The sequence below is a fragment of the Gellertiella sp. DMC107 genome (assembly GCF_056313605.1).
On sequence record NZ_JBQUZZ010000004.1, the window covers coordinates 68,156 to 94,296 of the forward strand.

Below are 26,141 nucleotides of genomic sequence, written 5' to 3' on the forward strand. Positions count from 1 at the left end.
CGGAGGAAACCGGATCTCCGTCGGCCGCGAGCAGGAAACCGGATGTTGGCGTGAGCGATGTTTGACCAGAAGCGTGACGAGATAGCGGCAGCTGATGGCGCCGGGCAGGGACACTGCCCGCAGGCCGTTGTCGTGTCCACGCCCCATCGGCCGCATCGCAGCCTGTTGAGGCGCTTCCTGCGCTGGACGGGCGTCGTGACCGTGATTGCCGGCGGGCTGTTCTTCGGCGGATTTCTCTATTTTGCCGATATGGTCACGTCTTTGTCCACGCCGGCAGACATAAAGGCAGATGCTATCGTCGTTCTCACAGGCGGCTCCCAGAGGCTGAACCAGGCCCTGGATCTTCTGGCGCGCGGTGCGGGAAAACGGTTGCTGATCTCGGGCGTGCACCGATCGACCACGGCCGGACAGATCCGCCGGATGACGCGAAGCCCCAACAGTATTTTTCGCTGCTGCGTGGATATCGGGTACGAGGCCAAGGACACGATTGGCAATGCTGCGGAAGCCGTGCAGTGGATTGGAAGCCATGGATACCGGAAGGTTCTCGTGGTCACCAACAACTACCATATGCCCAGAAGCCTGATCGAGTTGCGACGGGCGGATCCGGTCACGGATTTCATTCCCTATCCGGTTGTGAACTCCAATCTGCGCACCCGCAACTGGTTTGCCGACCCGCCGACGCTGCGCGTGATGCTCAGCGAATATGTGAAAATTCTCGCGACCGGGGTCCGCGGATGGATGGGATTTTCCGCCTCGCACGAGGCGCCCCGGCAACCGAGCAATGACGACTGATTTCCCTCCGATACGCCTCTCAAGCCTTTTTCTGCACGCCGATATCGTGTAGCACCGCTGAGTATCTGTTTTGCGGGATCCCTACCCTTGATGATCGTTGTCCGTTCCGTTCTGTTCAATGCGGTCTTTTACCTCAACCTCATCGTCCAGATGATCGTTTTCACGCCCGTCTATTTCCTGTTGCCCCGCAAGAAGGCCTATGGAATTCCGAAATTCTGGGCACGCAGCAACAATTGGCTGATGGCAAAGATCGCCGGCACCACCTTCGAGGTGGAGGGGCTGGAGAACATTCCCGCCGGCGGCTATATCTTCGCCCCCAAACACCAGTCCTTCTGGGATGTCTTCGGCCTGCTGCCCTGGCTCGATGACCCGGTCTATATTCTCAAGCGGGAGCTCACATGGATTCCGCTGTTCGGCTGGTATGTGATGAAGCAGAGCATGATCCCGGTCAATCGCGGCGCCAAGGGCAAGGTCATGCTGGAAGTCATGCAACGGGCCAGCGAGGAAATGGCGGCCGGCCGCCAGTTGATCATCTATCCGGAAGGCACCCGTCGCCCGCCGGGGGCGCCGCCAGACTACAAGTATGGCATTGCCAGAATCTACCGTGACCTGAAAGTACCGGTCGTACCTGTGGTCATGCATCCGGGGCTTTTCTGGCCGCGCCGCAAGTTCAAGAGATATCCCGGTCATTTCAAGGTCACCATCCTCCCTCCGATCCAGCCGGGGCTCGACCCGGACGTCTTTCACCAGACCCTGATCGACCGGATGGAGGCAGAAAGTGACCGTCTGCTGGTCGAAACGGTCCGTGACAATCCGCAGGTGCCGCTGCCCCCGACGGCCGAAAACCGCCTTCAGGAGCTGGGCGCGGAACTCTGAGACAGGCGTTGCACCGCCGCGCCGACTTCTTCCAGCCAATGGTCCCGGATGCCCATGTCGCGAAGATGGCTGAGCGTATTCAGCAAATAGGCATCGTTCGGGCCTGACTGCCCCCGTGCGGTGGCGACCACTTCGGCGGCGTGGGCCGCATCGAGACCACCCGCATACTGAATATGCTGCCGGTCGATGACGTAGGTCAGCGCTCTCACGCGTCTCCCATCGGCGAGCCGGACCGGGAGTGTCCGCTCGAGATAGACATGGGTGACCAATTCTCTTTTCCGCAGATAATCCGTTACCGCCTCGGCATCCTCGATATGGGTCCGGAAGGCCATGCCGAGACAGGAGCCTCCCCGATCCAGTCCAAGAACCAGCCCCGGTCTGTCCTTCGTGCCGCGATGGACCCAGGATCGGACACAGAGCGATCGCCGGTATCCATGAAGACGCCCTTGCACACTTTCAAGATAGGCAAAGCCCGGGTTCCACATCAGGGAACCGTAACCGAAAACCCAGAATTCATCCATTCCTGCATCCGCCTGCACATATATTCCCGAAGATCGAAAACCGACCCATGACCCGTATTTTTGCCACGGATGAAGCCCAGACCACCCGAAATGCGACAGCAAGACACGAATCGTTCAGACCGAAGCTTGGGCTATGTCGAAATTCGGCTTGATGGTCTAATGCATATCGCGTCGCAGGCGTCGGAGCCTAGGTGCCGCGGCCACAAAATTTTCGGTTCGAACGCTAGAAATGAGATCGGCGGGGGAAGAGAAGATGTCCGAAGGGACGACAGGGACCACGTCCCGCGCATCGAGAAAGATTCGCAACCTGGCCATCGGCATCCTGGCCGTCTGCGCACTTTATACCGGGGCCTGGTATTACGGTGCGGGGGAAATGAAGACGCGCCTTTCCGGCTTGATGGAAAAACAGCAGGCGGCCGGCCTGCAGGTCGAATGCGGACAACTGGACGTCAGGGGATTTCCCTTCCGCTTTGAAATCTTTTGTACCAAGCCCGGTATCGCCGACCTGAAGCGGGGCGGCAGCGCCGATGCGGTCGCGCTGCGCACGGCCGCGCAGGTATACCAGCCCTTCCACGTGGTCTGGGAAATGGATGGCCCGCTTGAGGCCACACTGCCGACCGGTGAGAAAACCTCTCTCAACTGGACAAATCTTCAGTCCAGCCTGCAATGGAAGATCGGCGGAATCGAGCGTTCTTCGCTTGTCGCCGACAAGCTGGATTGGACATTTCCTGCAGGGGCCGAAAGCGGAGAAGCACTGGCCGCAAAAGTGGGTCACGCCGAATTTCACATCCGTCAGAACGGAGAGGATCTCGACGCTGCCCTGCTTTCGGAAGCAGTTACACTCGCGCTGCCCGCACAGACCGGAGCGACGCTGCCCCCCTTCAGCCTGAGCGGTGATGTCACTCTGGCAAGAAAGGCCGGCATTCTCGATGGCCGCATTCGGGACCGGGAGATTCTCCATCCCGCCAGCGGGGAGATCCGGCGCATGGTCGTCGATTTCGGCGACGGGCGGGTCATCACGCTTTCAGGTCCGCTGGAGGTTGACGATCAGGGACTGATTTCGGGCAGGCTGTCGCTTGAGGCGGAGAAGTTCTCAGACTTCGAGACCATATTGACCGGAGCCGTCCCCGATGCAGCGGATAACATCCACACGGCCATGGGCGCCATGAAGGCGATGGCCGATGACAAGGGGACGGTGCGCGTCAACCTCGTTCTCGACAAGGGCCAGGTGATGCTCGGCTTCATTCCGCTGGGGATTGCACTGCCACCGGTCTGAAGAAGCGCCCTATTTGGGATCGAGTGCGTGGCGACCGAAGTCGGGGGCATCCACGTCCTGACCGGCCTGAACGATGGAGCGGCGAATGGCGCGCGTGCGGGTAAAGAGATCGAAGAGCTTGTCTCCCTCCCCCCATCGAATCGCCCGCTGAAGATAGGCGAGGTCTTCGGAGAAGCGGGCCAGCATCTCAAGGATCGCATCCCTGTTGTGCAGGCAGACGTCCCGCCACATGGTCGGGTCGGAGGCGGCCAGTCGCGTAAAGTCTCTGAAACCAGACGCGGAATACTTGATGACTTCCGACTCCGTCACGGTTTCAAGGTCGTCGGCCGTTCCCACGATATTGTAGGCGATGATGTGGGGAAGGTGCGAGACGATGGCGAGCACCTTGTCGTGATGCTGGGGATCCATCTCGTCGACCATGGAGCCCATGGCTTCCCAGAAGGCGCGGAGCAGAAGGAGCGCCTGCGGGTCGGTGCCTTCCAGCGGCGTCAGGATGCACCAGCGTCCTTTGAAGAGACCGACGAAACCGGCATCCGGTCCGGATTTTTCCGTACCGGCGATGGGGTGACCCGGGATGAAATGAACATGGGAAGGCATGTAGGGTTGCATCTGCTGGATAACCGATGCCTTGGTCGACCCCACATCCGTAACCAGGGCGCCGGGCTTCAGGTGCGGGGCGATTTCCCGCGCAACCGCGCCGGACGCGCCAACGGGAACCGAAACGATCACCAGATCGGCACCCTTGACCGCATCGGCAGCCGAAAGGCAGTAGGCATCCCCGAGCCCAAGCTCCTCAGCGCGTCGCAGAGTATCGGCGCTGCGCGTCGAGATCGTCACATGACCGGCAAGACCCTGCTCGCGGATTTCACGCGCGATCGATGAGCCGATGAGACCGATGCCGATCAGGGCAACGCGTTCAAATGCCAGACTGCCCATGAAAACCCCCGCCATGACAGGCCTTGTAGTAAAGGAAAGCGGGTCGGGCATAATGCCCTTTCCGGGCTTTGTCGAGGGGATGGATCAAGGCTTGGAAGCGGGACCGGCGGTTTGGCGGGCACTTGTGACGCCCTGCGGCGCCAATACCGGCATGAAGACCCGGCGCGAACTCCGGACGGCCACCGGAAGCCCCTGATAGAGCCGCTTCTGCGCTTCAACGATGATCACGCCCGAGAAGGCGGGCCACAGCACCCGCCCGCACCGTTCGAAGCCGCGCCGGAGACGCAGCAGCCAGGAAAGCCGGGTCGGTGGAAAATGAAGAGCGTCGGCGCTGGCCCCGGGGGTAAAATTCGTTTCCCGCAACAGCCGCGTGAGCTGACCGCGGGAATAGGGCCTTCCGCTGCCGAAGGGCGTATGATCGAGCTGTGCCCAGACACCGCGCCGGTTGGGCACCACGATGACCAAGCGACCGCCGGGCGCAAGCACACGCCACATTTCCTTGAGCGATTCCCGTGGGTTTTCCGCATATTCGAGCGCATGCACCATGAGAATGCGGTCGATGGATGAATCCGGCAGCGGAAGCTCTTCTTCGAAAACCAACGCAGTTGAGGAAAGTTCACCTGTAGGCCAGTTTATCGCGCCTTGCCCGGCGGGCATGAATGCGAAAGTGCGTTCGGTCCGGGGCCGCAACCGGTCCAGGAACGGCACGGCGAAGCCAAAGCCGACAAGCCGCTCTTCCGGCAGTTGCGGCCAGAGTTGGGACAGCGCAAGCGCAATCGACTGCTCGGCCATAAGGCCAAGCTCCGAGTGATAAAACTGGCGAAGGTCGACAATATCCGCGTGCATTGCGGGGATGTTAGCAGCGAGCGGGTGGACTTCAAGGCCACAATCCCTACATTGGAAAGATAAGATTATCTGTTGGAGCCCCGCACTTTATGGAAGCCCTGCATATAGAGCTTTTCCCCTGTCGAAGCGATAATTTCGGCGTTCTCTTGCATGACCCCGAGACCCTTCTGACAGCCAGCATCGATGCGCCGGAAGAATTGCCCATCGTGGCGGCCGCCGAACGGCGCGGCTGGAAGATCAGTCACATCTTTACCACCCATCATCACCCCGATCATGTCGAAGCCAATCTGGCGCTGAAAGAACGCTACGGCCTTGCCATCATCGGTCCCGCAGCAGAGGCGAAGAAAGTACCCGGAATTGATCGGACTGTTGCGGACGGGAGCTCCTTCCTGTTCGGCAACAATACCGTCCGCGTGATCGAAACCCCGGGGCATACGGCTGGCCATGTCTGCTACCATCTGCCCGACGCCAAGCTTCTTTTTGCAGCGGATACGCTGTTCGCACTCGGTTGCGGCCGGCTGTTCGAGCGCCCGGCGGCGGACATGTGGGCCTCCCTTCAGAAGCTGGCAGCCCTGCCTGATGAGACCGTGGTCTATTTCGGTCATGAATACACCCTGTCCAATGCCCGTTTCGCCCTGACCATCGACCCGACGAACCGCCGGCTGAAGGATCGGGCGGGGGAAATCGAGGCCTTGCGTGCCGAGGGCCGCTTTACCTGTCCGACCACGATCGGGCTGGAAAAGGAAACCAATCCATTCCTGCGGGCGGGCGACCCGGCAATTCGGGACCTGCTGGGAATGCCGACGGCCTCGAACGAAGAGGTGTTCGCCGAAATCCGTCGCAGGAAAGACCAGTTCTGAAAGTTGTTGCCATGCAATCCAAGGATATCATAGCCCTGCTCGATCTGGAGCCCCATCCGGAAGGCGGATGGTATCGCCAGACTTTCCGCGACGAGACGGGGGAAGAGCGCGGGCATTCCACCGCCATTTATTACCTGCTGGAAGCTGGCCAAAGGTCGCACTGGCACCGGGTCAGGGATGCGGCGGAGGTCTGGCATTATTATGCAGGGGCGCCCCTTATCCTCCGTTCGGCCGTCGATGGAGGCGCCGTGGAAACGACCGTGCTTGGGCCGGATATCCTGAAAGGCGAGCGCCCCCAGGCCATCATCCCGGCCAACAAGTGGCAATCGGCCGAAACGCTGGGCGCCTATACGCTCGTCGGCTGCACCGTAGCGCCGGGATTTACCTTCGATGCCTTCGAGATGGCGCCGCCCGCCTGGTCACCGGGGACAGACAGCAGCACGCTTCCCTGACCAAGCTCTTCTCACCCATCGAGAAGCGCATAGGCCAGAAGCAACTGCGCCGCATAATAGGTCCACCACACAAACGGCTTCGTGAAGCGTCTCACGGGAGCGTCCTTGCCGATACGGAACGTTTCCAGCGCAAGCACGGCATCTGATGCGAAGAAAAGCAGGGCTCCGGCCATCATGGGCAGCCGTGCGGAAAGCACGGCGCAGGTGACCATGAAAAGAATGACGGCGGCATAAGCCGTGGCAGGCACGCGCATGCCACGGGCCCCGTCCCAAACCACAGCCAGCAGTGCCACGGCCCCGCCGGCAGGCAGGATGATGAGGGCCCATTGCCAGAGCAGGACCGGCTGGGCGTGCCAACCGGGTGCGACAATCATGCAGAGCGCAAAGGCGAGGTGGGCCAAGAGAAACGCGACAAGTCCGGCCAGAAAGGCAGGGCGCCCCGGGAAAACAAGCGCTCCATCACCGATGGCTGACAGCACGAGCGCCAAAACCAGAACCGGAGAGCCCTGCTCCAGGGCGACTGCCAGCGCAACGAGCAGGACGCTGCCTGCCTTGGGCACGAGGCGCTGAGCCCAGAAGAGACCGCGATCCATCGACGCATACAAGGTGGCCAGCAGCAGGGAGAAGACCAGAAGCACAGCTGTCGTCACCGCAGCGCCGCCTGTCATCAATTGCTGATCCGCCGCGCGGAGATGGTAAGCATGCCGATCCGTGTGGGAATGCGGACGAAGACCGGCGCCAGGAGTTTTGCCTTGCCAGCGCTCGCAAACCAGATTTCCATCTGCGATGAATTGCGAAGATATTCTATGTCCTTGCGGCCTTCGCGGTATCCGCCCTTTGGAACGAAACGGACGCTGCAGACAAGGGCTTCCCCTTCATAACCGTCCGCCTTGAAGGGCTTTACGCCTTTTTTGCCCAGCACCAGATCCATGCGGGTTTCGCCGTCGAAGATCGGAAGAGAACGCGGGCAAGCCTTGCGGCCCTCCGGAAAGATCAGGCCGGAAATCGGATCGAGCACAGAACGGAGATGACGCGCGGTCACGGGTACCCATCCATCGGGCCGCACGGGCTCGGGGCTGATCGAGTTGCTGACGACGCGTCCCGAATTGAAGTTAACCTTGTAGATGCGGGTCTTCTTGCCGCTGGAATAGGTCAGGTCATATTTTCTGGCCTTGAGAGCGCCCCCGCTGAAAACGCCGGTAACCGATGTCCTGGCATCGATATCGGCAATCAGGTCGGCCAGGCCGGACGTGTTTACATGGCCTGAGATCGAATATTTCTTCTCGTCGATATGGGTGTTGAAAACGGCGCGGGCGACAGGAAGCCCGCCGATGGCGATCCGATATTCCGTTTCCTGCGTCACGGTTGCCGCCTGGGCGAGTCCGGTTCCGAAAAGACCGGAGAGAATCGCCCCCAGGGCGAAGGCATGTGCTTTTTTCATTCGAACCCACCATGACCAGATTGTGGTCTTTGCCGTCGTCAACCCGCTTGCGATATGACGCCTACCCTTATAACCCGAACCGTCCAGACAACAAAACATCGGCTTTTTCAAGGTTTCTTCCCGGTGGCGACAGGTTTGGCTTGACGGCTGCGGATGGCATGACTATAGGAACCGCAACTTTCCAATCCTGCCTGTTGGATTGCGCGCCGGTTTTGCCGGGTTCCGATCCATGGCCAAGAACAATAGGTGTACCATGTCCCGCAGCTGCGAATTGACTGGCAAGGGTGTTCAGTTTGGCAACAACGTCAGCCATGCCAACAACAAGACCAAGCGCCGGTTCCTGCCGAACCTCTGCAACGTCACGCTGATCTCCGATGCTCTCGGCCAGCGTTTCCGTCTTCGCGTATCGGCCTCGGCTCTCCGCTCGGTGGAACACCGCGGCGGCCTCGATGCCTTCCTGCTGAAGGCTGACGAATCCGAACTGTCGATGCGCGCCCGCCTGCTGCGTCGCCAGATCGTGAAGAAGACCGCTGAAGCCGCATAACAGGCTAAAGCGTTTCCATACGGATTTCAGAAGGCTTGACCCGTTTTACGGTCAGGCCTTTTGCTTGTCCGGCCCGTTTCTCCAACTGGTGGCATCACCCAGGATAAAAAAATGCAAGCGAACCGCTTTGTAATCTTCTATGCCCTGATGATGACGATTGTCGTCGTCTCCTCCAATTTTCTCGTGCAGTATCCGCTGAGCGGTACATTCGCCGGGATTGCGCTGGGTGATATTCTCACCTGGGGTGCGTTCACCTATCCCGTCGCCTTCCTGGTGACCGATCTCACGAACCGCCAGTTTGGCCCGGCCGTTGCGCGCCGGGTGGTCTTCGTCGGCTTCGTCGCAGGTGTCCTCCTGTCGCTGTTCACCGCCCCCTACCGCATCGCGGTCGCCTCCGGTTCGGCCTTCCTGATCGGGCAGCTTCTGGACATCACCGTATTCAACCGTCTGCGCCGCCAGAGCTGGTGGCATGCGCCGCTGGCGGGCTCGCTGGCCGGTTCCGCACTGGATACGACGATGTTCTTCTCCTTCGCCTTCGCGGCCATCTTCTCCTTTATCGGGCCAAATGACAGCTTTGCCATCGAACAGGCACCGGTTCTCGGAATTTTTGCAGCCGAAGCACCCCGTTGGATCTCCTGGGCGCTGGGGGACTTCGCGGCGAAGATCACCGTCGGACTCGTCATGTTGCTGCCCTACGGCGCGCTGATGAACGTTATCCGGCCAATGCCGGCGGCGGATCTCCGCTGACAATCAATCGCGATCGTTGGAGAAACGAACGGCCCGCGTCGAACGCGGGCCTTTTTTCATTCGGACAACTGGAATTCCAGCATCAGGCTGCGCTGGAACAGGGAATGATTGTCATCCGATACCAGCAGGAGATGGATCGTCCCGTCCGCGGCTGTGACCGCATCCAGCCCTTCCATATTGTCGATCTGCTCATGCATGTCGGCATCGATGATGACATCACCCCGCAGGAGCGCTCCTGGCCGGATATCTTTCCCTTTGAAGCGGAGAATCCGAAATCCCGCACCGGTGGCTATGTTGAAGCGTCGCTCCAGCAGCAGCAGATCTCCTGAAGGCAGGAAGGCACCATCGGACACGGCAAATCCGTCGGAGGGCTCGACGGTGAACCGCCCCTTGAAGGGACCGTCCAGGACGGCCGCATAGAGATTTCCCTCCGGATCCACACTCCGTTCGGCAACGATCACCGCTGCCCCTGCGAGCGGTGTTCCGGGAGGCGCCACCGTCACGGTTTCCAGGCTCCCATTGCCACGCAGGTCTTCGGACGGGATGAGGATCGGAAGTCGCCCCACGGGAGAACTGTCGGAAAAGCCGGCAGCAGGATAGATATCGACCCGATGGCGCCGCTCGAAGGAAACCAGAACCTGGTCGCCCCGGAGCGCCACGCCTTCACTGTCCATATTGTATTTCTGCTCATCGATGCGGCCCTGATCATCTTTCATCGATATGATCTCGACCGCTGACAGTCCGGCAAGGCGCCCCTGACTGTCCCTCTCGATCGTCCCGGTCAGCCAATGACCGGTATCGAGCACGGAAATGAAGGTCCTTCCATCGGGCCGGAGACGGATGGAGGACAGGCTGCCGAAAAGCGGATTGCTGGAATCCAGCACCAGACCGCCGAGAAAAGTCAGCTTCCCGAAGCGGGTTTCCTGGCTGCCCAGGCGAAACTCGGTGATTTGCCGCGCCCGCACCTCGGCCGGCTCGGCTAACGCCATTCGCCCGGCCGGGAGCAGCATGGTCAGGGCGAGCAGGGCAGGCCCTGCCAGACCCCATCCTCGCCGAGAGCTCAACGAGAGCGCCCTTGCTTCTGGCCGCGGCCGGTTTTCTCATCGAACAGGGAGGCAAGCTGTTCCGTCATGGCGCCGGCCAGCTCGTCCGCATCGACGATGGTGACGGCTCGCCGATAATAGCGCGTCACATCATGTCCGATGCCGATGGCGAGCAATTCGACCGGCGAGCGGGTTTCGATCTGTTCGATCACCGCGCGCAGATGCCGTTCGAGATAGTTCCCCGGATTGACCGACAGCGTAGAGTCATCGACTGGCGCACCATCCGAGATCATCATCAGGATGCGTCTCTGCTCGCGCCGTTGCATCAGGCGATTATGTGCCCACATCAGGGCTTCGCCGTCGATGTTTTCCTTCAGCAGGCCTTCGCGCATCATCAGCCCGAGATTGCGGCGGGCACGACGCCACGGCGCATCGGCAGATTTGTAAATGATGTGGCGCAGATCGTTCAGTCGACCCGGTGCCGGTGGCTTGGCAGAGGCGAGCCACTTTTCGCGGGCCTGACCACCCTTCCATGCCTTGGTGGTGAAGCCAAGCAGCTCCACCTTCACTCCGCAGCGTTCGAGCGTGCGGGCGAGAATATCGGCGCAGGTTGCCGCAACGGTGATCGGACGACCGCGCATGGAGCCGGAATTGTCGATCAGCAGCGTGACGACTGTGTCGCGAAACTGCGTATCCCGCTCCATCTTGAAGGACAGCGGCTGCATGGGATCGATGACCATGCGCGGCAGGCGCGCGGTATCGAGATAACCTTCTTCCAGATCGAAATCCCACGACCGGTTCTGCTTCGCCATCAGGCGGCGCTGCAGGCGATTGGCCAGACGGCCGACAGCGCCCTGGAGATGGGAGAGCTGCTTGTCCAGAAAAGCCCGGAGGCGCTCGAGTTCCGCCTCGTCGCACAGTTCCTCGGCGGTGATTTCCTCGTCGAAGTCTTCGGTGAAGATCTTGTAGTCGACCTTCTCGTTGAAATCATCGAACGGGCTTGCAGGTCGTCTTGTCTCGCCCGGCGTTTCGGAATCGTCCTGATCGTCGTCGGAAAGCTCCTCTTCGGAGATTTCCGCGCCGTCCATTTCGCCTTCGTCCAGCTGCTCCTCGGCGGACTGGCTTTCTTCTGCCGGCGCCTGCTCGCTACCGGCTTCATCTTCCGCGTTTTCCTGGTTCTCTTCCTGGCTGCGCGGCTGGTCTTCCTCGGATTCCGGCTGGTTTTCCTCCGCCTCGTCCTGCTCGTCAGAGAGGTCGTCCGCCATGTTCATGGAGGAGAGGATGCTGCGGACAACTCGCGCGAAAGCCTGCTGGTCGTTCAGTGCATCGGCAAGATTGTCGAGCTGACCGCCCGCCTTCTGCTCGATATAGGGGCGCCAGAGATCCAGAACCTTCCCGGCGCTTTCAGGCGCCTTGCTCCCGGTCAGCTTTTCGCGCACGAGCATGGCAAGCGCTTCCTGGATGGGAGCATCCTGCTGACGCTGGATTCCGGAGAAATTGGCCTTGGCATATTTCTCCGCATTCATGGCGGCCAGGTTTTCCGCCATGCCGGCCATGCGCAACGCCCCGATCGACTCCACGCGGGCCTGTTCCACGGCGTCATAGACCGCCCGGGCCTCCGCCCCCTGAGGAGCGAAGCTGTTGTGGACCTTCTGGTCATGACAGGCGATCCGCAAGGCCATGCTGTCGCCGAGCCCGCGGGTGACCGCGATCTCGGCAGCGGTTGGACGTCGCGAGAGTTCGGGAAGGCGGATGGCGTTGCCGGTCATGCCCGGACGGTCATTGGCGAAGCTGACCTCCACCGGTGTCCGCCCCGCAACCGATCGCACGCACCCGGATATGGCCCGGCGCACCGGTTCCATATCCACGGCGGCTCCCGGTTTCGCTCTCATATTGTCGCCACGGCCTGCCATATGTCCCGCCCTGAAGCCTTTCGGGATCCCGGCCCCTCACATATCCTGCGGGGGCTTCATCCCGTTTGTCCCAAACGCTATAAACCCGCCTCCAGCCCGCATGCGCGAGCCGGACGATCAGGCGCCCAGCACAATATTCGCTGCGCTTTCCTTGAGCTCCACGCCGAAGGCGCGCTGGTACTGTTCGGCCACCAGCGCCCGCTCCAGCTCGTCGCACTTGTTGAGGAAGGTAACGCGGAAGGCGAAAGCCGTATCGCCGAAGATTTCCGCATTCTCCGCCCAGCTGATGACGGTACGCGGGCTCATGACGGTCGAAAGGTCACCGTTCATGAAAGCCGCACGGGTAAGATCGGCAACCCGGACCATCTTGGAAACGGTATCGCGGCCGGCGCTGGCTGCAAAGCCCTTGACCTTGGCACAGACGATGTCGACTTCCTTCTCATGCGGCAGGTAGTTCAGTGTGGTCACCAGCGACCAGCGGTCCATCTGGGCCTGGTTGATCTGCTGCGTGCCATGATAAAGGCCGGTCGTATCGCCGAGACCGACCGTATTGGCCGTTGCGAAAAGGCGGAACGCGGGGTGAGGACGGATAACCCGGCTCTGATCGAGGAGCGTCAGGCGACCCGAGCTTTCCAAGACACGCTGGATGACGAACATCACGTCCGGACGGCCCGCGTCATATTCGTCGAAGACCAGGGCCACATTGTGCTGATAGGCCCAGGGCAGGATGCCATCCTTGAACTCGGTGACCTGAAGACCATCCTTGACGACGATCGCATCCTTGCCGACGAGGTCGATACGGCTGACATGGCTGTCGAGGTTGACGCGGACGCAGGGCCAGTTGAGGCGGGCCGCCACCTGCTCGATATGGGTGGATTTGCCTGTACCGTGGAAACCGGACACCATTACGCGACGGTTATGGGCGAAGCCTGCAAGAATGGCGAGGGTGGTTTCGCGGTCGAAAAGGTAATCCGGATCAAGATCTGGCACATAGGGGCCGCCAACGGAATAGGCCGGCACGCGAATATCGGTATCGATCCCGAAGACGTCACGGACCGAAACGGTCGTATCGGGCAGGTTGGAATATTCAAGGTCAACTTTGCTCATCGTCTCTCCAGGGCGAGCAGAAGACTGCCCGCCGTCTTGCCTCTTCTTGTCACTTTTTTGCAGGTGTTTCAGAAAGCGTCTAGCAGAAACCTTCCCGCTTTAACAATTGATACGCCTGTATAACGGCGCGAAAGCGTTCTTCCGAGCCCCTGTCTCCGCCATTTGCGTCAGGGTGATGCTTTTTTACAAGCTCCTTGTAGCGCGACTTGATGTCCGCGGCGGTGGCATTGGCAGCCAGCCCCAATGTATCGAAGGCTTTCGCCTCCAAAGTCTTGAGCTTTCTCTGGCGCGGCGCTTCCTCGCCTGCACGGGTCTGACGGACGAAACCGAACGGATCCTTCACACGCCCGTTCATCTGCGCCGAATGGATATCGGAATGGAGGGGAGAGCTCCGGGCCGCGCTGTTGACGCCCACCGTCCAGGTAGGCCGGTGACCCGTAATGGCTTCCTTCTGGTATCGCGCGATTTCGCTGTCGGAGAGGCCGGAGAAATAGTTGTAGCCCTTGTTGTATTCCTTCACATGCTCGAAGCAGAACAGGAAAAAGGACCCTTCCGCGTTGCGGCCGACCGGCGCCCTGTGGGCACCCTTCTCCGTGCACCCGTCCCACTGGCACATGGGCGCGGATGGCTCGGCGGCTTCTGCCCGCTTCCGCCGGGTGCGGATACGGTCGAAATACTTGGAGTCGAGTTTCATGCGGTCTAGCGCACCGCCCAATCGGTAACCGGTCAGGAATATGCGCCCTCTGGAAATCGGGTGCTGAGCGACGCGAATGCGCGACGCGGGGAACAGCCTTATTATGGGGCCAGGAAACCCGGACAACAAGAATTGACAAACAGGAATGTTGCGGGCTTTGTGAAACTATTTGGCTGCGAAGCAGTCCCCTTCAGGCCCGGCCAGGGTCACCGTGGAGTAACCGCATGAGTACAATGACGGAGGACATCCGGACCCGGCTTCTTCAGGCGCTGTCGCCTGAAAGGCTGGAGGTCATCAACGAGAGCCATCTCCATGCCGGCCACCAGCCCGGCTTTGATGGGCAGGGCGAAAGCCACCTGCGAATCCGGATCATCTCGGCAGCCTTTGCCGGCATGTCCCGTCTTCAACGGCATCGGACCATTTCCGCATTGCTGAAGCCGGAGCTGGACAAGGGACTGCATGCGCTGGCCATCGAGCCGTCAGCGCCCGGCGAACCGGTCCGCTGGTGATCATCAGGCCTGCATGTCGCGGCAGCGCTCAGCGCAGGCAAGACAGGCTCTGACACAATCGTCCATACCGTCCAGCCGGGCGCAATCTTCCGCACAGGCTTCGCAGATTTCCGCACAGGCGCGACAACTGTGGATGTGAAGCGCACTCCCCGTCATCAGGATATGCGCACTGGCGCGACACATTTCCGCACAGGCGACCATCAAGCGGAAATGCGCCGGCTCCACATGGGCGCCACCGGCGGTAAGACAATGGTGCATCTGCGCGCTCAGGCACGCCCGATAGCAGGCGAGGCAGGCATCGATGCAGGCCTGCATGGGGTCTTCATAGGTCTTCATGGAGCTCTCCATCGGGAAAACAAGGTCGGGATTATTTGGAGGCCTTGCCGAGCCAAACCTTCATGGTCTCGATTTCGGCCTTTTGCGCCTCGATGATGCGCTTTGCCATATCGCGGGCTTCGGCGTCGTCGCCATGGGAAAGCTCCGTTTCCGCCATGGCGATGGCCCCCATGTGATGGGCGATCATCCCGCAAATGAAGGCCCGGTCCGCGTCGTCCTGCATTATGCCGGCCATCATGTTCGTGTTCATGTCGCGCATGCCAAGCCCGAATGCCTGCTGATAGTCCGTCATTTCGGAAGACATTTCGGGGCTTTTGGCAGCATCGCCCTTGAAGTGGCCCGGCATGGCCATGGCATTGGCCCGGCACTGTTCCGGATAGGCGACATCCTGCGCCTGAACAGGGCCGGCAAGGGCAAGCCCTACATTCAAAGCCGCGGGTCCAAAAATCCTGAGAGCGAGCATGGCCATTCCTCCTTTGGAGGCGAAACACGGCCAAGCCCGTCATGGTTCCGATAAAGTATGGGAGATCAGGTCTGGGGCGGATCGTCCGTTTCGGTGCCTTCGGCCGGACGGATACGCAGGCGGGTGATCCGGTTTTTCTCGCGCTTCATGATGATGAACCGCTTGCCGTGGAAGGTGAATGCCTGCCGTTCCTCGGGAATGGTCATGGATTCGTGGATGACGAGACCGGCGATGGTGGTGGCCTCCTCATCGGGCAAGGACCAGTCCAGCGCCCGGTTGAGATCCCGGATCGGCACGGATCCATCGACGACGATCGATCCGTCCGCCTCCTGGCGCACGCCCTGGATCTCGATATCGTGTTCGTCCGCGATATCGCCGACGATTTCCTCGAGAATATCCTCGAGCGTCACGATCCCCTGGACTTCCCCATACTCGTCGACCACCACCGCAAAATGCATCTTCCGGCGCAGAAAGGCGTTGAGCTGGTCTTTCAGATTGGTGGTATCGGGGACGAACCAGGGCTTCTGGGCGATCTTCACGATATCGAGATTTTCCGGTTCGACACCCGGTTCCGCAAGCGCCCGCAGCAGATCCTTGGCGTGAACGAGCCCGATGATATTGTCGATCGACCCACGCCAGAGCGGCATCCGGGTAAACGGGCTTTCCAGGATGGCCTTGACGATCACTTCCGGCCGGTCGTCGGCATTCACCGCGCGCATCGAGGTGCGGTGGATCATGATGTCGGAGACTTCCAGCTCTCCCAGATCGAGCACACCCCCCAGGCGGTCCCTGTCCGCCTTGACCACCGACCCTTCCCTGTGCAGCAGGTCGACCGCGCCGCGAAGTTCCTCATGGGCTGACAACATCGAGCTTTCCTTCGAAAGCGTGACGCCGAAAAGCCCGAGAACTTGCCGCACGAAATAATTGATGCCGCTCGAGACCGGCCCGACCACCGCGACGAAAATCCGGGTCGGCACCGCAACCGCCAGTGCAAACCGGTCCGGTGAAGAGATGGCCCAGCTTTTCGGCAGAACTTCCGAGAAAACGACGACAAGAACCGTGACGATCAGTGTGGCGATCACAACGCCGGATTCGCCAAAAAGGCTGAGAAAAAGGCTCGTGGTCAGGGAGGATGCGAGAATGTTGACCGCACTGTTGCCGATCAGCAGTGCGCCGATCAGGCGGTCCCGCCGGTCGATCAGCCGGTTGACGATTCCGGCCCGCGCCTCGCCATTGCTTTCCAGCGTGTGCATTCTTGCACGGGAGGTGGCGGTCAGCGCGGTTTCCGTTCCCGAAAAGAAGCCGGATGCCATCAGCAGGCCGAGGATCGAAAGCGCCGTCAGCCAGTATTCGGACAGGAAGGAAACCAGCGCCGAGCCGCTCATCCCGGATATTTCTCCGTCAGGAAGGATTGAACCTCGCTTGCCGCAACATCATCGGCCACGAAAGACTGACCGAGCCCGCGTGTCAGGATGAAAGTGAGCTTGCCATCCTTCACCTTCTTGTCCTGGGCAATGGCCTCCATCAACCGTTCCGGCCCCGGCAGCTGCCCGGGAATTTCAGTCATGGAAACCGGCAGGCCCACGGCCCTGAGATGCGCTTCAACCCGGCGGGCAATGTCGGGGCTGGCCAGATTCATCCGCGCAGAAAATTCATGCGCCAGAACCATCCCGATGGCAACGGCCTCGCCGTGAACGAGACGGCGGCTGTCATAGGCCGTTGCAGCCTCCAGTGCATGACCGAAGGTGTGTCCGAGGTTCAGAAGCGCCCGTTGACCGGTTTCCCGCTCATCGGCAACGACCACATCCGATTTTGCCTGGCAGGAGGTGGCAATCGCACGGATACGGGCCTCACCGCCCCGGAACACATCCTGCCAGTGCGCTTCGAGCCAGGCGAAGAAATCCGGCTTGTCGATCAGTCCGTATTTCACCACTTCGGCATAACCGGCACGAAATTCCCGCGGGCTGAGGGTAGTCAGGACATCCGCGTCGGCCAGCACGAGGTCGGGCTGGTTGAAAACCCCGATCAGGTTCTTTCCGTGCCGCGAATTGATCCCCGTCTTGCCCCCGACAGAACTGTCGACCTGGGCAAGAAGCGAGGTGGGGATCTGGATGAACCGCACGCCGCGCCGCACGATTCCCGCCACGAAGCCCGCAAGGTCGCCGATAACACCGCCGCCAAGAGCGATGACCGCATCGTTTCGCTCGATCCGCGCAGCCAGAACCCGGTCGCAGGCTTCCATAAGCGGTTCGAAACTCTTCGTCTTTTCCCCGGCCGGCAGGATAACGGCTTCCGAAGCAATGCCGGCTGCCGACAGGCTTTCCCGGAGCGGGCCGAGATAATGGGCAGCGACATTCTCATCGGTCACGATGGCAGCCTTCCGACCCTTTATCCGGGCCGCGATTTCCTCTCCGGCCCGCGCAACAAGGCCGGGACCGATAAGAATGTCATAGGCCCGCTCACCGAGCGGAACATGGACGCGGGTCAGGGCTTCAACGGAGACAGTCATTCGTCGTCACTTTCATCATAGGGAACACCCGCGACGGCAGCGAGAATCTCGTTCGCCATCTTTTCCTTGCGGACATCGCGGGAAAGAACCGTCAGATCCGCTTCCGCATAGATCGGATAGCGTGCGTTCATCAGATCCTCGAGGGTTTTCTTGGGGTTTTCGGTCCGCAGAAGGGGGCGGGTATCACGCTTGTTCACGCGCTCCCACAGGACATCGAGATCCGCCTTCAGCCAGACGGACAGGCCACCCTTCTTGATGAACTTGCGCGAGCGCTCGTTGATGAAGGCGCCGCCCCCTGTCGACACCACGCGCGGTCCGCCACGCAGGACGCGCTTGATCACCCGCGCTTCGAGCGCCCGGAACTCCTGTTCACCATAAGCGGCAAAAAGCTCCGGAATGGTCATGCGGGAGACCCGCTCGATCTCGTTATCCGTGTCGATGAAGGCGATGCCGAGCTGGCTGGCGACGATGCGTCCGACGGAGGACTTTCCGGCCCCCATGAGGCCGATCAGTATGAGATTGCGTTTGCCCAGAGCGGTGCGCGCTTTGTCGCGCAGGGTATCCGGAAGAATCGTTGCGAAGTCGCTCATCGGCCTGACCAAATTTCTTGTACATGATCGTATCTGTAAAAGCGGGGTGAGCGTCAAGCCATGCCGCCAATAAAGATCGCCCGCTTCACCGTCCTTGCAAGTCGGCATGGCCTTATCCATAAAGGCGTGAACCCAATCATCCCGGGATGGCCGACATGCCCACACTCTTCCGCTTCCTGACGGTCCTGGTCCTGATCGGAGCGGTCGTCTATGGCTCGCTCGTTGCTCTGTCGGTGCTGGTCGTGCCGCGCGAAAGAGAGGTGACCGTGCGCATCCCCTCGGAGAAGCTGAACCCGCCGAAAACCGCAAATCCCTGAGGCCAGCGCCATGCGAGATCTCGGCCTTGCCCATCTGGAAAGCTTTCTGGAAATGATGAGCGCCGAGCGTGGCGCATCCGCCAATACGCTGGCCGCCTATCGACGGGACCTTGAAGACGCGTATGCCTATATTCGTCGGCGCGGCGGGCGTTTTACGGAGGCAAGCTCGGCCGAACTCGGCGCCTATCTCCAGTCGCTGGCAGCAGACGGCCTGGCCGCAACCTCCCAGTCCCGCAAATTGTCGTCGCTCAGGCAGTTCTACAAGTTTCTCTATGCGGAGGGCCTGCGGCCCGATGACCCGACCGGTGTGCTTGACAGCCCCCGCAAGACGCGGGCTTTGCCGAAGACCCTTCGGATGGATGAAGTGGAGCGCCTCCTGGCGCAGGCGGCCGAAGAAACGACCATTGTGGACGCGCGGCATTTCGATCGGGTGCGCATGCTGGCCCTGGTCGAGTTACTCTATGCAACGGGAATGCGCGTCAGCGAACTCGTGTCCCTGCCGGTCCGCGTTCTGGATCGGGAGGGCCGCTTTCTGGTGGTGCGGGGCAAGGGCAACAAGGAAAGGCTTGTTCCGCTTTCCCGAACGGCCCTCGCCGCCCTGAAAACCTATGGAGAGATGAAGCGACGCCTGGAGGAGGAGAAGGGTATCGAGGACGCTGGCCCCTTCCTCTTTCCCTCTGCAGGAAAAGAAGGACATCTGCCGCGCCAGGTCTTCGCTCGCGACTTGAAAGCCCTTGCAGCCCGCGCGGGTGTGCCGGCCTCGGTGCTGTCGCCCCATGTCATCCGCCATGCCTTCGCCAGTCACCTGTTGGCCAATGGCGCGGATTTGCGCGTGGTACAGGAGCTTCTCGGCCATTCGGACATTTCAACGACACAAATCTATACCCATGTACAGGAAGAAAGGCTGCATCAGCTGGTGCAGACACATCACCCCCTTGCCAAACAGGGCAAAAACAAGGATTAGAGCAGCCTTTGCTGCAAGAAAGGCCGGTAAGGACCTCCGGCGGGCCCTGATCACGATCGGAAACGTTTGTCATGCATAACTATCTCGATTTCGAAAAGCCCATCTCCGACCTCGAGGGCAAGATCCACGAGTTGAAGAAGCTGGCTCAGGAAGATCAGAGCATCGATACGTCGGAAGAAATCACGCGGCTTGAAGCGCGCGCCCGCGATGCCATGCGCGACATCTATTCCCAGCTCAATGCCTGGCAGAAGACCCAGGTGGCCCGTCATCCGCAGCGCCCGCATTTCGTCGATTATGCCGACGCTCTTTTCGAAGACTTCACGCCCCTGGCTGGCGACCGCCGCTTCGGCGAAGACGCCGCCATCCAGGCAGGGCTCGGTCGCTTCCGGGGCCAGTCAGTGGCCATCATCGGCCAGGAAAAGGGCCATGACACCAAATCCCGCATCCGCCACAATTTCGGCAGCGCCCGCCCCGAAGGCTACCGCAAGGCCATCCGGGTCATGGAAATGGCCGATCGCTTCGGTCTTCCGGTGGTAACCCTTGTCGATACGGCGGGGGCCTATCCGGGCGTCGGGGCGGAAGAGCGCGGCCAGGCGGAAGCAATCGCCCGATCCACGGAAATGTGCCTCAACATCCGCGTCCCGATCATTTCGGTCGTCGTCGGAGAAGGCGGCTCGGGAGGAGCGATTGCCATCGCAACCGGCAATCGGGTCTACATGCTCGAGCACTCCATCTACAGCGTGATTTCTCCCGAAGGCGCCGCCTCCATCCTGTGGCGCGATTCCACGCGCGCGAAGGAAGCTGCAACGAATATGCGCATCACTGCCGAAGACCTGAAGGCACTTGGTGTGATCGACGGCATCATCAAGGAGCCGGTGGGCGGTGCCCATCGCGATCCGGAACAGGTGATCCAGGCGACAGGCGAAGTGATCGCCAAGGCTTTGGGGGAACTGTCCTCCGTTTCGGGCGATGCCGTACGGGCGGAGCGCCGGCAGAAATTCCTGTCGATCGGCCGCAATCTCTAAGGCGGCAGCAGCGCGTTGCGTCATAATCATGACGCGATTGAGGGCAAGGTGTGTCCGGCATCGGCGCGCGGGCAATCGGGCCTCGCCGGTGAAGGAGGCAGGGACTTGAAGAGTCCTGCTGCGATTGGTTAAGGATTTGTGAAGCATAAGCGCCTATGGTTCGTTCGTTCGAGCTTCGGCCAGCAATTTCAGGAACTTCGCGGGCAATCCGGCATGCGTATACGGTATCTTATCCTCGCGGGCCTCGTTGCCCCCCTTCTGGCAGGCTGCAACGACAGCCTGGAATCCATCGATCTTTCCAAAGTATCGAACAAGGTCGAGTATCAGCTTTCGGGCAAGATCGTCGAAGACATGCGCAAGAAGAACATGTCGCGCAACTCGCCGATCATGCTGCGCATCGTCAAGGAAGAAGGCGAGCTGGAAATCTGGAAAGCGCGGAACGACCAGCGTTTTGAAAAGCTTGTCGGCTACAGGATCTGCGCCTGGTCGGGGCGGCTCGGACCGAAGGTGAAGGAAGGCGACCGTCAGGCACCGGAAGGTTTCTACGAGCTGAGCCAGGCCAATCTCAATCCCAATTCGAAATATTATCTCGCCATCAATACGGGCTTCCCGAATGCCTTTGACCGGGCCAATGGCCGGTATGGCACCAATCTGATGATCCATGGAGCCTGCTCGTCATCCGGTTGTTATTCGATGACGGATGAACAGGTCCTGGAAATTTATGCCCTCGCCCGCGATGCATTTCGCGGCGGTCAGAAAACCATTCAGCTTCAAGCCCTTCCCTTCCGCATGACCGCCGAGAATATGGCGCGGCATCGGATGAGCCCGCATTACGATTTCTGGAAAATGCTGAAGGTCGGCTACGACAATTTCGAAGTCACGAAGCGCCCGCCTGAGGTCGCGGTGTGCAACAAGACCTATGTCTTCAACCAGGACACCGGTGGCAAGGGGCTGAACCCGCGGGGAAGCTGCCCGGCTCTCTCCACGCCGCCGGCGCTGGCAGCCGCATTGCAGAAATACAATTCCAAATACGATCAGGAATATAATACCGCCCTGGCAAAGTACGAAGACAAGGTTTGGTACGATCCGACCGAAGCCGAAAGGAAGGCTGTCGTCGCCAAGCTCCGTCAGGGACGGGAGCTTGCCTTTGCACCGACGGGAACAGCGCTCGAAGCTGGCAAGATGGTATCGGTGGAAGAATATCAGGCCCTGTTGTCCGGGCAAAATTCCAAGCAGACCAAGGCCCATGTCGCAAGCGCCAATGCGGCCCTGGCGGCTGCAAAACCCTCTGCCGGAGCGAAGCCGACCACAGCGACCGCCTCTGCCGCTGTCGCAGGCACATCCCAGGAAACCACGGCCTCGGTACCGGTTCCCACCCCCAATCCGAACGCGCCGGTCGCCACCGCCGCAGTCGAGCCGCCAAAGAAACCCTTCTGGAAGTTCTGGGCTTCCGAATGAAGCCAGAAGCGCCTGAGCCGCGCCTTCTCGATCTCAAGGGACTGAAATGTCCGCTACCCGCCTTGCGCACCCGCAAGGCGCTTCGCGCCCTTGAACCGGGCGATGACCTGATGGTCGAAACAACCGATCCCCTCGCCGGCATCGATATCCCTCACCTGTGCCAGGAAGACGGGCATCTTCTCGTCGCGCAGATGCGAACCGAAAACGGGCACCGTTTCCATATCCGCAAGCACGCCCGCTGAAGGTCAGAATTTCATACCCGACACGGAAAGCGGGTTATCTTCCAATGCTGCCCGATCAGGCCGATCGATTCCGGGCGTTCCGGTAAAGGCGGCAAACAGATCGGCGACAAACGCCTCCGGCAAATCCTGTGTGATCAGGACGAGCCGTGTCCGCCTGTCGTCCGGATCCGGCCATCCTTGGAGCCGCACGGGCGGATGGAAAATCTGCTGCACACCGTGAAGCACCACCGGACGGTCCGGATTATCGGTGAGCTGGACGATGGCCTTCATGCGCAGCAGCTTGTCTGCATGCGCCGAACGGAGCAGATCGACAAACATCTCGAGGGCCATCGGAGAGACAGGCCTGTCGTGAAAGATCGAAAACGAACGGATCGATTGGCTATGCCGGGTGACATCGTGGTGGTGATGGTGATGCCCATGCCCATGCCCATGCCCATGCCCATGCCCATGCTCATGCTCATGCTCATGCTCATGATGATGATTATGGGAGTCATCCGCATCTCCCAGCCAGCGTCGCACATCCGCGCTCTTGCCTGCGGGATCATAAAGACCGGTTGCGAGCAGGCTGGCTGCCGCCGCGGCAGGATCTGAAACATCGAGTATGGTTGCGCGTGGGTTGAAGGTCGTCAGTGCAGCCTTCAGGCGGCCGACTGTTTCTGCGCTGGCAAGATCGGACTTCGTCAGGATCAATCGGTCGGCAACCGCCACTTGCTTCACGGCTTCTGGATGATGGCGCAGCGTTGTCTCGCCATTCACCGCGTCCACGACGGTGATCACGCCTTCGAGACCGAAGAGAGCGCCGAGAACAGGATTACCCATGACAGACTGCATGACGGGGGCCGGATCGGCCAGCCCGGTCGTCTCGATCACCACACGCTGCAGGGGCTTGATACGGCCCGTCTGCATCCGGTCGGCGAGATCGGCCAGTGTATCGATCAGCTCGCCGCGGACGGTGCAGCAGAGACAGCCGTCCGACAGCTCGACGATGGAATCGCTCGATTGTTCGACCAGAAGATGATCGATACCCACCTCGCCGAACTCGTTGATGATGACCGCGCAATCGCGCAGTTCCGGGTCCTTGAGCAGGCGGTTCAACAGCGTCGATTTGCCCGCTCCGAGAAACCCGGTGACGATGCTGACCGGGATTTTCCGCAGCGCCTGTGTCATGGATCAACCCTTTACAGGCTTTGGCTTGGGAACGGGGACCGCCGCATCGCTCAGGTCGGACGTAGACTGGCTTTTTCCACCCGTCTTTTTTGTCTTGCCCTTGTTCTTGCCACCCTTGTTCTTGCCCTTCGTATCCGCCACCTTTTCCGGCTCAGAACCGGGAATGAGCCCCGCGAAGACGAAAACGGGTTCGTGATCCATTTCATGCACATAGGGGGATAGCAGCTTCATCCGGCCCACTTCGTCGCGGCTTTCGCTGCGGACCTGCGCGCCCTTCTTGCTGCAGATGTCGGCACTGATATCTGCCACGTCGAGGGCAGCGTCCGCGTCGGGCGCCAACTGGTCGATCCGCGGACCGCCGCCCGGGCTGACAAAGGCCTTCTGCAGAAGATCGGCGGACATGTCCGCACGCGCCGCCAGACTTTCCGTGCCGAGAACGACGGAGATAATGGTCCGCCCTTCGCGCGTGGCAGAGGTGACCTGGTTGAAACCTGATGCGCAGATAAAACCGGTCTTCATGCCATCGGCCCCTTCGAAACGACCGATCAGCAGATTATAGTTGGGGTACTGCCGCTTGCCCGTATCGATACCTTCCAGCTTGAAATAGTCCGAATATTCAGGAAATTCCCGTTTCAACAGGACGGTCAGCAAGGCAAGGTCGCGCGCCGTCGTGTACTGCCCCTTGCCCGGCAAGCCGTTGGGATTGATGAAGCGGGTACTCCCCATGCCGATACGGGCCGCTTCGGCGTTCATGCGCGCGACGAAATTTTCCTGCGAGCCTCCCACCGTTTCGGCAATGGCTACGGCGACATCATTGGCGGACTTGACCAGCAGGATCTTCAGCGCGCTGTCCAGCGTCAGCTGTTGTCCGGGCTTGTAATACATCTTGCTGGCCGGCTGGGCGGCCGCCCGCTTGCTCATGGTCACGAGACTGTCCAGCCGCAACTCGCCGGCCTTGACCGCACGGAAGGTCACATAGGCCGTCATCAGCTTGGTGAGCGAGGCAGGGTACCACTTGCGGAAGGCCATTTCCTGGTCGAGCACCTTGAGCGAGCCTGCATCCACGACGATCCGCGGGTTGGCATCAGCAGCAAACGGAAGGGTGCTCGCGGCAAAAAGCGTCACGGCCAGCACTGCACGGCGAAGGCCATGCGTCAGCGGGGTCTTGGTCACAAACACGGCAATCCTCAAATTGTGGGTATATCTGTCGTCAGGCGATGGAATTTAGCCTATAGGGAGTAGAAATGGCAAAGGTAAGTCATGCGGTCAACCTTGCATGTCAATGCACAGGAAGCGGCATGGATTTAAGGCCCTTGATCAGACAGGAAGATTTCGAATGCCTATCTTGAACCGCGCGGCAGAACTCCAGGACGAAGTTACCGGTTGGCGTCGCCACATCCACAGCCAGCCGGAGCTTTTGTTCGACGTGGTGCAGACAGCCGCCTTTGTTGCGGAAAAGCTGAAGGAATTCGGTTGCGACGAGGTGGTCACGGGTATCGGAAGAACCGGGGTCGTGGGACTTATCCGGGGCAACCGGGCCGGACAGCGGACCATCGGTCTCCGGGCTGACATGGACGCCTTGCCTCTGGAGGAGAAGACCGGAAAGGAATGGGCATCGAAAGTGTCCGGAAAGATGCATGCCTGCGGCCATGACGGGCATACCGCCATGTTGCTGGGTGCGGCAAAGTACCTCGCCGAGACCCGGAATTTCTCCGGCCAGGTGGCCGTGATCTTCCAGCCCGCGGAAGAAGGCGGCGGCGGCGGCAACCTGATGGTTCAAGACGGGATGATGGAGCGATTCGCGATAGACGAGGTCTATGGCCTGCACAACCTCCCGGGCCTGCCCGTCGGAGAATTCGCCATCCGCAAGGGCCCGATCATGGCATCGACCGACGAGTTCACGGTCACGGTCAAGGGCCGGGGCGGTCACGCGGCGCAGCCGCATCGCACGGTGGACCCGATCGCCATTGCCACGCAGATGGTGTCCAGCCTGCAGCTCATTGCGTCCCGGAATACCGACCCCCTGCAATCCATCGTGGTCTCCGTCACCAAGTTCCATGCCGGCTTTGCCAGCAACATCATTCCCGATACGGCGACCTTCGGAGGAACGGTACGGACTCTGAAACCCGAAATGCGTGACCTTGCCGAAAAGCGACTGAACGAGATTGCCGCCGGACTGGCTGCAGCCCACCAGGCGGAAGCCGAGGTGCGGTATGTTCGAAACTATCCCGTCACCGTCAACCACGCCCTGGAAACGGGGCATGCGATCGCGGCAGCAACGGCCATTTCCGGAGAGGACAAGGTCGATCCGGAAACAGATCCGATGATGGGTGGAGAAGACTTTTCCTACATGCTGAACGCCCGGCCCGGGGCCTTCATCTTTCTCGGCAACGGCGAAAGCGCAAACCTTCACAATCCCCATTACGATTTCAACGACGAGATCATTCCCCTGGGGATTTCCTATTGGGTGAAGCTCGTGGAAAACCGCCTCTCCTGAGCTGGGAGGAACCATC

29 protein-coding genes and 1 pseudogene are annotated in these 26,141 nt (G+C 60.5%); 14 read left to right on the top strand and 16 right to left on the bottom strand.

Annotated features, from left to right (window positions below):
* Positions 1-57 precede the first annotated feature (57 nt).
* On the top strand, positions 58-792 hold the full coding sequence (locus ACT54B_RS14140; RefSeq protein ID WP_476045713.1) for a YdcF family protein: 735 nt from the start codon (positions 58-60) through the stop codon (positions 790-792).
* Positions 793-882: 90 nt separating this feature from the next.
* Positions 883-1,668, top strand: coding sequence for a lysophospholipid acyltransferase family protein (locus ACT54B_RS14145; RefSeq protein WP_476045714.1), 786 nt, complete (start codon positions 883-885; stop codon positions 1,666-1,668).
* Here ACT54B_RS14145 and ACT54B_RS14150 read toward each other — a convergent pair.
* A complete protein-coding gene (locus ACT54B_RS14150; protein ID WP_476045715.1) occupies positions 1,644-2,189 on the bottom strand; it encodes a gamma-glutamylcyclotransferase in 546 nt (181 codons plus the stop codon). The genes ACT54B_RS14145 and ACT54B_RS14150 overlap by 25 nt on opposite strands.
* Before the next feature lie 253 nt (positions 2,190-2,442).
* Between ACT54B_RS14150 and ACT54B_RS14155 the strand changes: the two genes are divergently transcribed.
* Positions 2,443-3,465, top strand: coding sequence for a DUF2125 domain-containing protein (locus ACT54B_RS14155; RefSeq protein WP_476045716.1), 1,023 nt, complete (start codon positions 2,443-2,445; stop codon positions 3,463-3,465).
* Between the two features lie 9 nt (positions 3,466-3,474).
* Here ACT54B_RS14155 and ACT54B_RS14160 read toward each other — a convergent pair whose 3' ends face one another.
* Together ACT54B_RS14160 and ACT54B_RS14165 are read right to left on the bottom strand one after the other, a co-directional pair.
* Positions 3,475-4,401, bottom strand: coding sequence for a prephenate/arogenate dehydrogenase family protein (locus tag ACT54B_RS14160; protein WP_476045717.1), 927 nt, complete (start codon positions 4,399-4,401; stop codon positions 3,475-3,477).
* Between the two features lie 84 nt (positions 4,402-4,485).
* A pseudogene (locus ACT54B_RS14165) lies at positions 4,486-5,282 on the bottom strand (class I SAM-dependent methyltransferase).
* Positions 5,283-5,336: 54 nt separating this feature from the next.
* Here ACT54B_RS14165 and gloB point away from each other — a divergent pair.
* The gene (gloB, locus tag ACT54B_RS14170) at positions 5,337-6,107 is read left to right on the top strand and encodes a hydroxyacylglutathione hydrolase (RefSeq protein WP_476045719.1); all 771 of its coding nucleotides are present in this window, start codon (positions 5,337-5,339) and stop codon (positions 6,105-6,107) included.
* A gap of 11 nt (positions 6,108-6,118) precedes the next feature.
* The gene (locus ACT54B_RS14175; RefSeq protein WP_476045721.1) at positions 6,119-6,559 is read left to right on the top strand and encodes a cupin domain-containing protein; all 441 of its coding nucleotides are present in this window, start codon (positions 6,119-6,121) and stop codon (positions 6,557-6,559) included.
* 11 nt (positions 6,560-6,570) lie between these two features.
* Here ACT54B_RS14175 and ACT54B_RS14180 read toward each other — a convergent pair whose 3' ends face one another.
* Positions 6,571-7,209, bottom strand: coding sequence for a lysoplasmalogenase family protein (locus tag ACT54B_RS14180; RefSeq protein WP_476045722.1), 639 nt, complete (start codon positions 7,207-7,209; stop codon positions 6,571-6,573).
* A 17-nt stretch (positions 7,210-7,226) separates the two neighbouring features.
* A complete protein-coding gene (locus ACT54B_RS14185) occupies positions 7,227-8,000 on the bottom strand; it encodes a DUF3108 domain-containing protein (RefSeq protein ID WP_476045724.1) in 774 nt (257 codons plus the stop codon).
* Between the two features lie 253 nt (positions 8,001-8,253).
* Between ACT54B_RS14185 and rpmB the strand changes: the two genes are divergently transcribed.
* Positions 8,254-8,544, top strand: a complete 291-nt coding sequence (gene rpmB / locus ACT54B_RS14190) for a 50S ribosomal protein L28 (protein WP_476046218.1) — start codon at positions 8,254-8,256, stop codon at positions 8,542-8,544.
* 111 nt (positions 8,545-8,655) lie between these two features.
* Positions 8,656-9,291 carry a VUT family protein gene (locus tag ACT54B_RS14195; RefSeq protein WP_476045726.1) on the top strand — a complete coding sequence of 212 codons (636 nt, stop codon included), beginning with the start codon at positions 8,656-8,658 and terminating at the stop codon, positions 9,289-9,291.
* A gap of 56 nt (positions 9,292-9,347) precedes the next feature.
* Here ACT54B_RS14195 and ACT54B_RS14200 read toward each other — a convergent pair whose 3' ends face one another.
* The 4 genes from ACT54B_RS14200 to ACT54B_RS14215 form a co-directional block, all read right to left on the bottom strand.
* Positions 9,348-10,280 carry an esterase-like activity of phytase family protein gene (locus ACT54B_RS14200; protein WP_476045727.1) on the bottom strand — a complete coding sequence of 311 codons (933 nt, stop codon included), beginning with the start codon at positions 10,278-10,280 and terminating at the stop codon, positions 9,348-9,350.
* A gap of 71 nt (positions 10,281-10,351) precedes the next feature.
* The gene (cobT, locus tag ACT54B_RS14205; RefSeq protein ID WP_476045729.1) at positions 10,352-12,247 is read right to left on the bottom strand and encodes a cobaltochelatase subunit CobT; all 1,896 of its coding nucleotides are present in this window, start codon (positions 12,245-12,247) and stop codon (positions 10,352-10,354) included.
* 117 nt (positions 12,248-12,364) lie between these two features.
* Entirely contained in the window at positions 12,365-13,354 is a 990-nt protein-coding gene (gene cobS, locus ACT54B_RS14210) for a cobaltochelatase subunit CobS (RefSeq protein WP_476045731.1), read from the bottom strand.
* Between the two features lie 79 nt (positions 13,355-13,433).
* Positions 13,434-14,048, bottom strand: coding sequence for a J domain-containing protein (locus ACT54B_RS14215; RefSeq protein WP_476045733.1), 615 nt, complete (start codon positions 14,046-14,048; stop codon positions 13,434-13,436).
* 224 nt (positions 14,049-14,272) lie between these two features.
* On the opposite strand from ACT54B_RS14215, the gene ACT54B_RS14220 reads away from it, so the two are divergent.
* Positions 14,273-14,557, top strand: coding sequence for a BolA family protein (locus tag ACT54B_RS14220; protein WP_476045735.1), 285 nt, complete (start codon positions 14,273-14,275; stop codon positions 14,555-14,557).
* A gap of 3 nt (positions 14,558-14,560) precedes the next feature.
* On the opposite strand, the gene ACT54B_RS14225 is transcribed toward ACT54B_RS14220, so the two are convergent.
* From ACT54B_RS14225 to ACT54B_RS14245, 5 genes are all read right to left on the bottom strand, one after another.
* Complete coding sequence (locus ACT54B_RS14225; RefSeq protein ID WP_476045736.1) at positions 14,561-14,893, bottom strand: four-helix bundle copper-binding protein; 333 nt, start codon at positions 14,891-14,893, stop codon at positions 14,561-14,563.
* A 31-nt stretch (positions 14,894-14,924) separates the two neighbouring features.
* Positions 14,925-15,356: a CopM family metallochaperone gene (gene copM / locus ACT54B_RS14230; protein ID WP_476045737.1), complete on the bottom strand. Its 432-nt coding sequence runs from the start codon at positions 15,354-15,356 to the stop codon at positions 14,925-14,927.
* 65 nt (positions 15,357-15,421) lie between these two features.
* A complete protein-coding gene (locus ACT54B_RS14235; RefSeq protein WP_476045739.1) occupies positions 15,422-16,741 on the bottom strand; it encodes an HlyC/CorC family transporter in 1,320 nt (439 codons plus the stop codon).
* Positions 16,738-17,865 carry a 3-dehydroquinate synthase gene (aroB, locus tag ACT54B_RS14240; protein ID WP_476045740.1) on the bottom strand — a complete coding sequence of 376 codons (1,128 nt, stop codon included), beginning with the start codon at positions 17,863-17,865 and terminating at the stop codon, positions 16,738-16,740. Before aroB ends, ACT54B_RS14235 begins: the two co-directional genes overlap by 4 nt.
* Positions 17,862-18,455 (bottom strand): shikimate kinase, encoded by a 594-nt coding sequence (locus ACT54B_RS14245; RefSeq protein WP_476045741.1) that lies wholly within the window; start codon positions 18,453-18,455, stop codon positions 17,862-17,864. The genes aroB and ACT54B_RS14245 overlap by 4 nt, the downstream gene beginning before the upstream one ends.
* A gap of 155 nt (positions 18,456-18,610) precedes the next feature.
* Between ACT54B_RS14245 and ACT54B_RS14250 the strand changes: the two genes are divergently transcribed.
* The 5 genes from ACT54B_RS14250 to ACT54B_RS14270 all read left to right on the top strand — a co-directional run bounded on the left by ACT54B_RS14250 (position 18,611) and on the right by ACT54B_RS14270 (position 22,461).
* Positions 18,611-18,772, top strand: coding sequence for a hypothetical protein (locus ACT54B_RS14250; RefSeq protein ID WP_476045742.1), 162 nt, complete (start codon positions 18,611-18,613; stop codon positions 18,770-18,772).
* Between the two features lie 10 nt (positions 18,773-18,782).
* Entirely contained in the window at positions 18,783-19,736 is a 954-nt protein-coding gene (gene xerD, locus ACT54B_RS14255; RefSeq protein ID WP_476045743.1) for a site-specific tyrosine recombinase XerD, read from the top strand.
* A gap of 71 nt (positions 19,737-19,807) precedes the next feature.
* Positions 19,808-20,761 carry an acetyl-CoA carboxylase carboxyltransferase subunit alpha gene (locus ACT54B_RS14260; protein WP_476045744.1) on the top strand — a complete coding sequence of 318 codons (954 nt, stop codon included), beginning with the start codon at positions 19,808-19,810 and terminating at the stop codon, positions 20,759-20,761.
* Between the two features lie 213 nt (positions 20,762-20,974).
* Positions 20,975-22,219 (top strand): L,D-transpeptidase family protein, encoded by a 1,245-nt coding sequence (locus ACT54B_RS14265; protein ID WP_476045745.1) that lies wholly within the window; start codon positions 20,975-20,977, stop codon positions 22,217-22,219.
* Positions 22,216-22,461 (top strand): sulfurtransferase TusA family protein, encoded by a 246-nt coding sequence (locus ACT54B_RS14270; RefSeq protein ID WP_476045746.1) that lies wholly within the window; start codon positions 22,216-22,218, stop codon positions 22,459-22,461. The genes ACT54B_RS14265 and ACT54B_RS14270 overlap by 4 nt, the downstream gene beginning before the upstream one ends.
* Before the next feature lie 3 nt (positions 22,462-22,464).
* Here ACT54B_RS14270 and ACT54B_RS14275 read toward each other — a convergent pair whose 3' ends face one another.
* Positions 22,465-23,628, bottom strand: a complete 1,164-nt coding sequence (locus ACT54B_RS14275; RefSeq protein WP_476045748.1) for a CobW family GTP-binding protein — start codon at positions 23,626-23,628, stop codon at positions 22,465-22,467.
* Positions 23,629-23,631: 3 nt separating this feature from the next.
* Positions 23,632-24,801: a D-alanyl-D-alanine carboxypeptidase family protein gene (locus ACT54B_RS14280; RefSeq protein WP_476045750.1), complete on the bottom strand. Its 1,170-nt coding sequence runs from the start codon at positions 24,799-24,801 to the stop codon at positions 23,632-23,634.
* A 163-nt stretch (positions 24,802-24,964) separates the two neighbouring features.
* Here ACT54B_RS14280 and ACT54B_RS14285 point away from each other — a divergent pair, with 163 nt between their 5' ends.
* Positions 24,965-26,125 carry a M20 aminoacylase family protein gene (locus ACT54B_RS14285; RefSeq protein ID WP_476045751.1) on the top strand — a complete coding sequence of 387 codons (1,161 nt, stop codon included), beginning with the start codon at positions 24,965-24,967 and terminating at the stop codon, positions 26,123-26,125.
* Positions 26,126-26,141: the final 16 nt, after the last annotated feature.

What these genes read in the sequence shown, in the direction of transcription:
- ACT54B_RS14215 (WP_476045733.1), bottom strand. Translation starts at nt 14,048, where the DNA reads ATGAAACTCGACTCCAAGTATTTCGACCGTATCCGCACCCGGCGGAAG.
- ACT54B_RS14200 (WP_476045727.1), bottom strand. Translation starts at nt 10,280, where the DNA reads ATGGCGTTAGCCGAGCCGGCCGAGGTGCGGGCGCGGCAAATCACCGAG.
- ACT54B_RS14175 (WP_476045721.1), top strand. Translation starts at nt 6,119, where the DNA reads ATGCAATCCAAGGATATCATAGCCCTGCTCGATCTGGAGCCCCATCCG.
- copM (WP_476045737.1), bottom strand. Translation starts at nt 15,356, where the DNA reads ATGCTCGCTCTCAGGATTTTTGGACCCGCGGCTTTGAATGTAGGGCTT.
- ACT54B_RS14260 (WP_476045744.1), top strand. Translation starts at nt 19,808, where the DNA reads ATGCATAACTATCTCGATTTCGAAAAGCCCATCTCCGACCTCGAGGGC.
- ACT54B_RS14225 (WP_476045736.1), bottom strand. Translation starts at nt 14,893, where the DNA reads ATGAAGACCTATGAAGACCCCATGCAGGCCTGCATCGATGCCTGCCTC.
- ACT54B_RS14275 (WP_476045748.1), bottom strand. Translation starts at nt 23,628, where the DNA reads ATGACACAGGCGCTGCGGAAAATCCCGGTCAGCATCGTCACCGGGTTT.
- gloB (WP_476045719.1), top strand. Translation starts at nt 5,337, where the DNA reads ATGGAAGCCCTGCATATAGAGCTTTTCCCCTGTCGAAGCGATAATTTC.
- ACT54B_RS14195 (WP_476045726.1), top strand. Translation starts at nt 8,656, where the DNA reads ATGCAAGCGAACCGCTTTGTAATCTTCTATGCCCTGATGATGACGATT.
- ACT54B_RS14285 (WP_476045751.1), top strand. Translation starts at nt 24,965, where the DNA reads ATGCCTATCTTGAACCGCGCGGCAGAACTCCAGGACGAAGTTACCGGT.
- ACT54B_RS14220 (WP_476045735.1), top strand. Translation starts at nt 14,273, where the DNA reads ATGAGTACAATGACGGAGGACATCCGGACCCGGCTTCTTCAGGCGCTG.
- ACT54B_RS14185 (WP_476045724.1), bottom strand. Translation starts at nt 8,000, where the DNA reads ATGAAAAAAGCACATGCCTTCGCCCTGGGGGCGATTCTCTCCGGTCTT.
- rpmB (WP_476046218.1), top strand. Translation starts at nt 8,254, where the DNA reads ATGTCCCGCAGCTGCGAATTGACTGGCAAGGGTGTTCAGTTTGGCAAC.
- xerD (WP_476045743.1), top strand. Translation starts at nt 18,783, where the DNA reads ATGCGAGATCTCGGCCTTGCCCATCTGGAAAGCTTTCTGGAAATGATG.
- ACT54B_RS14270 (WP_476045746.1), top strand. Translation starts at nt 22,216, where the DNA reads ATGAAGCCAGAAGCGCCTGAGCCGCGCCTTCTCGATCTCAAGGGACTG.
- cobT (WP_476045729.1), bottom strand. Translation starts at nt 12,247, where the DNA reads ATGGCAGGCCGTGGCGACAATATGAGAGCGAAACCGGGAGCCGCCGTG.
- aroB (WP_476045740.1), bottom strand. Translation starts at nt 17,865, where the DNA reads ATGACTGTCTCCGTTGAAGCCCTGACCCGCGTCCATGTTCCGCTCGGT.
- ACT54B_RS14265 (WP_476045745.1), top strand. Translation starts at nt 20,975, where the DNA reads ATGCGTATACGGTATCTTATCCTCGCGGGCCTCGTTGCCCCCCTTCTG.
- ACT54B_RS14235 (WP_476045739.1), bottom strand. Translation starts at nt 16,741, where the DNA reads ATGAGCGGCTCGGCGCTGGTTTCCTTCCTGTCCGAATACTGGCTGACG.
- ACT54B_RS14250 (WP_476045742.1), top strand. Translation starts at nt 18,611, where the DNA reads ATGCCCACACTCTTCCGCTTCCTGACGGTCCTGGTCCTGATCGGAGCG.
- ACT54B_RS14155 (WP_476045716.1), top strand. Translation starts at nt 2,443, where the DNA reads ATGTCCGAAGGGACGACAGGGACCACGTCCCGCGCATCGAGAAAGATT.
- ACT54B_RS14145 (WP_476045714.1), top strand. Translation starts at nt 883, where the DNA reads ATGATCGTTGTCCGTTCCGTTCTGTTCAATGCGGTCTTTTACCTCAAC.
- ACT54B_RS14245 (WP_476045741.1), bottom strand. Translation starts at nt 18,455, where the DNA reads ATGAGCGACTTCGCAACGATTCTTCCGGATACCCTGCGCGACAAAGCG.
- cobS (WP_476045731.1), bottom strand. Translation starts at nt 13,354, where the DNA reads ATGAGCAAAGTTGACCTTGAATATTCCAACCTGCCCGATACGACCGTT.
- ACT54B_RS14160 (WP_476045717.1), bottom strand. Translation starts at nt 4,401, where the DNA reads ATGGGCAGTCTGGCATTTGAACGCGTTGCCCTGATCGGCATCGGTCTC.
- ACT54B_RS14140 (WP_476045713.1), top strand. Translation starts at nt 58, where the DNA reads ATGTTTGACCAGAAGCGTGACGAGATAGCGGCAGCTGATGGCGCCGGG.
- ACT54B_RS14150 (WP_476045715.1), bottom strand. Translation starts at nt 2,189, where the DNA reads ATGGATGAATTCTGGGTTTTCGGTTACGGTTCCCTGATGTGGAACCCG.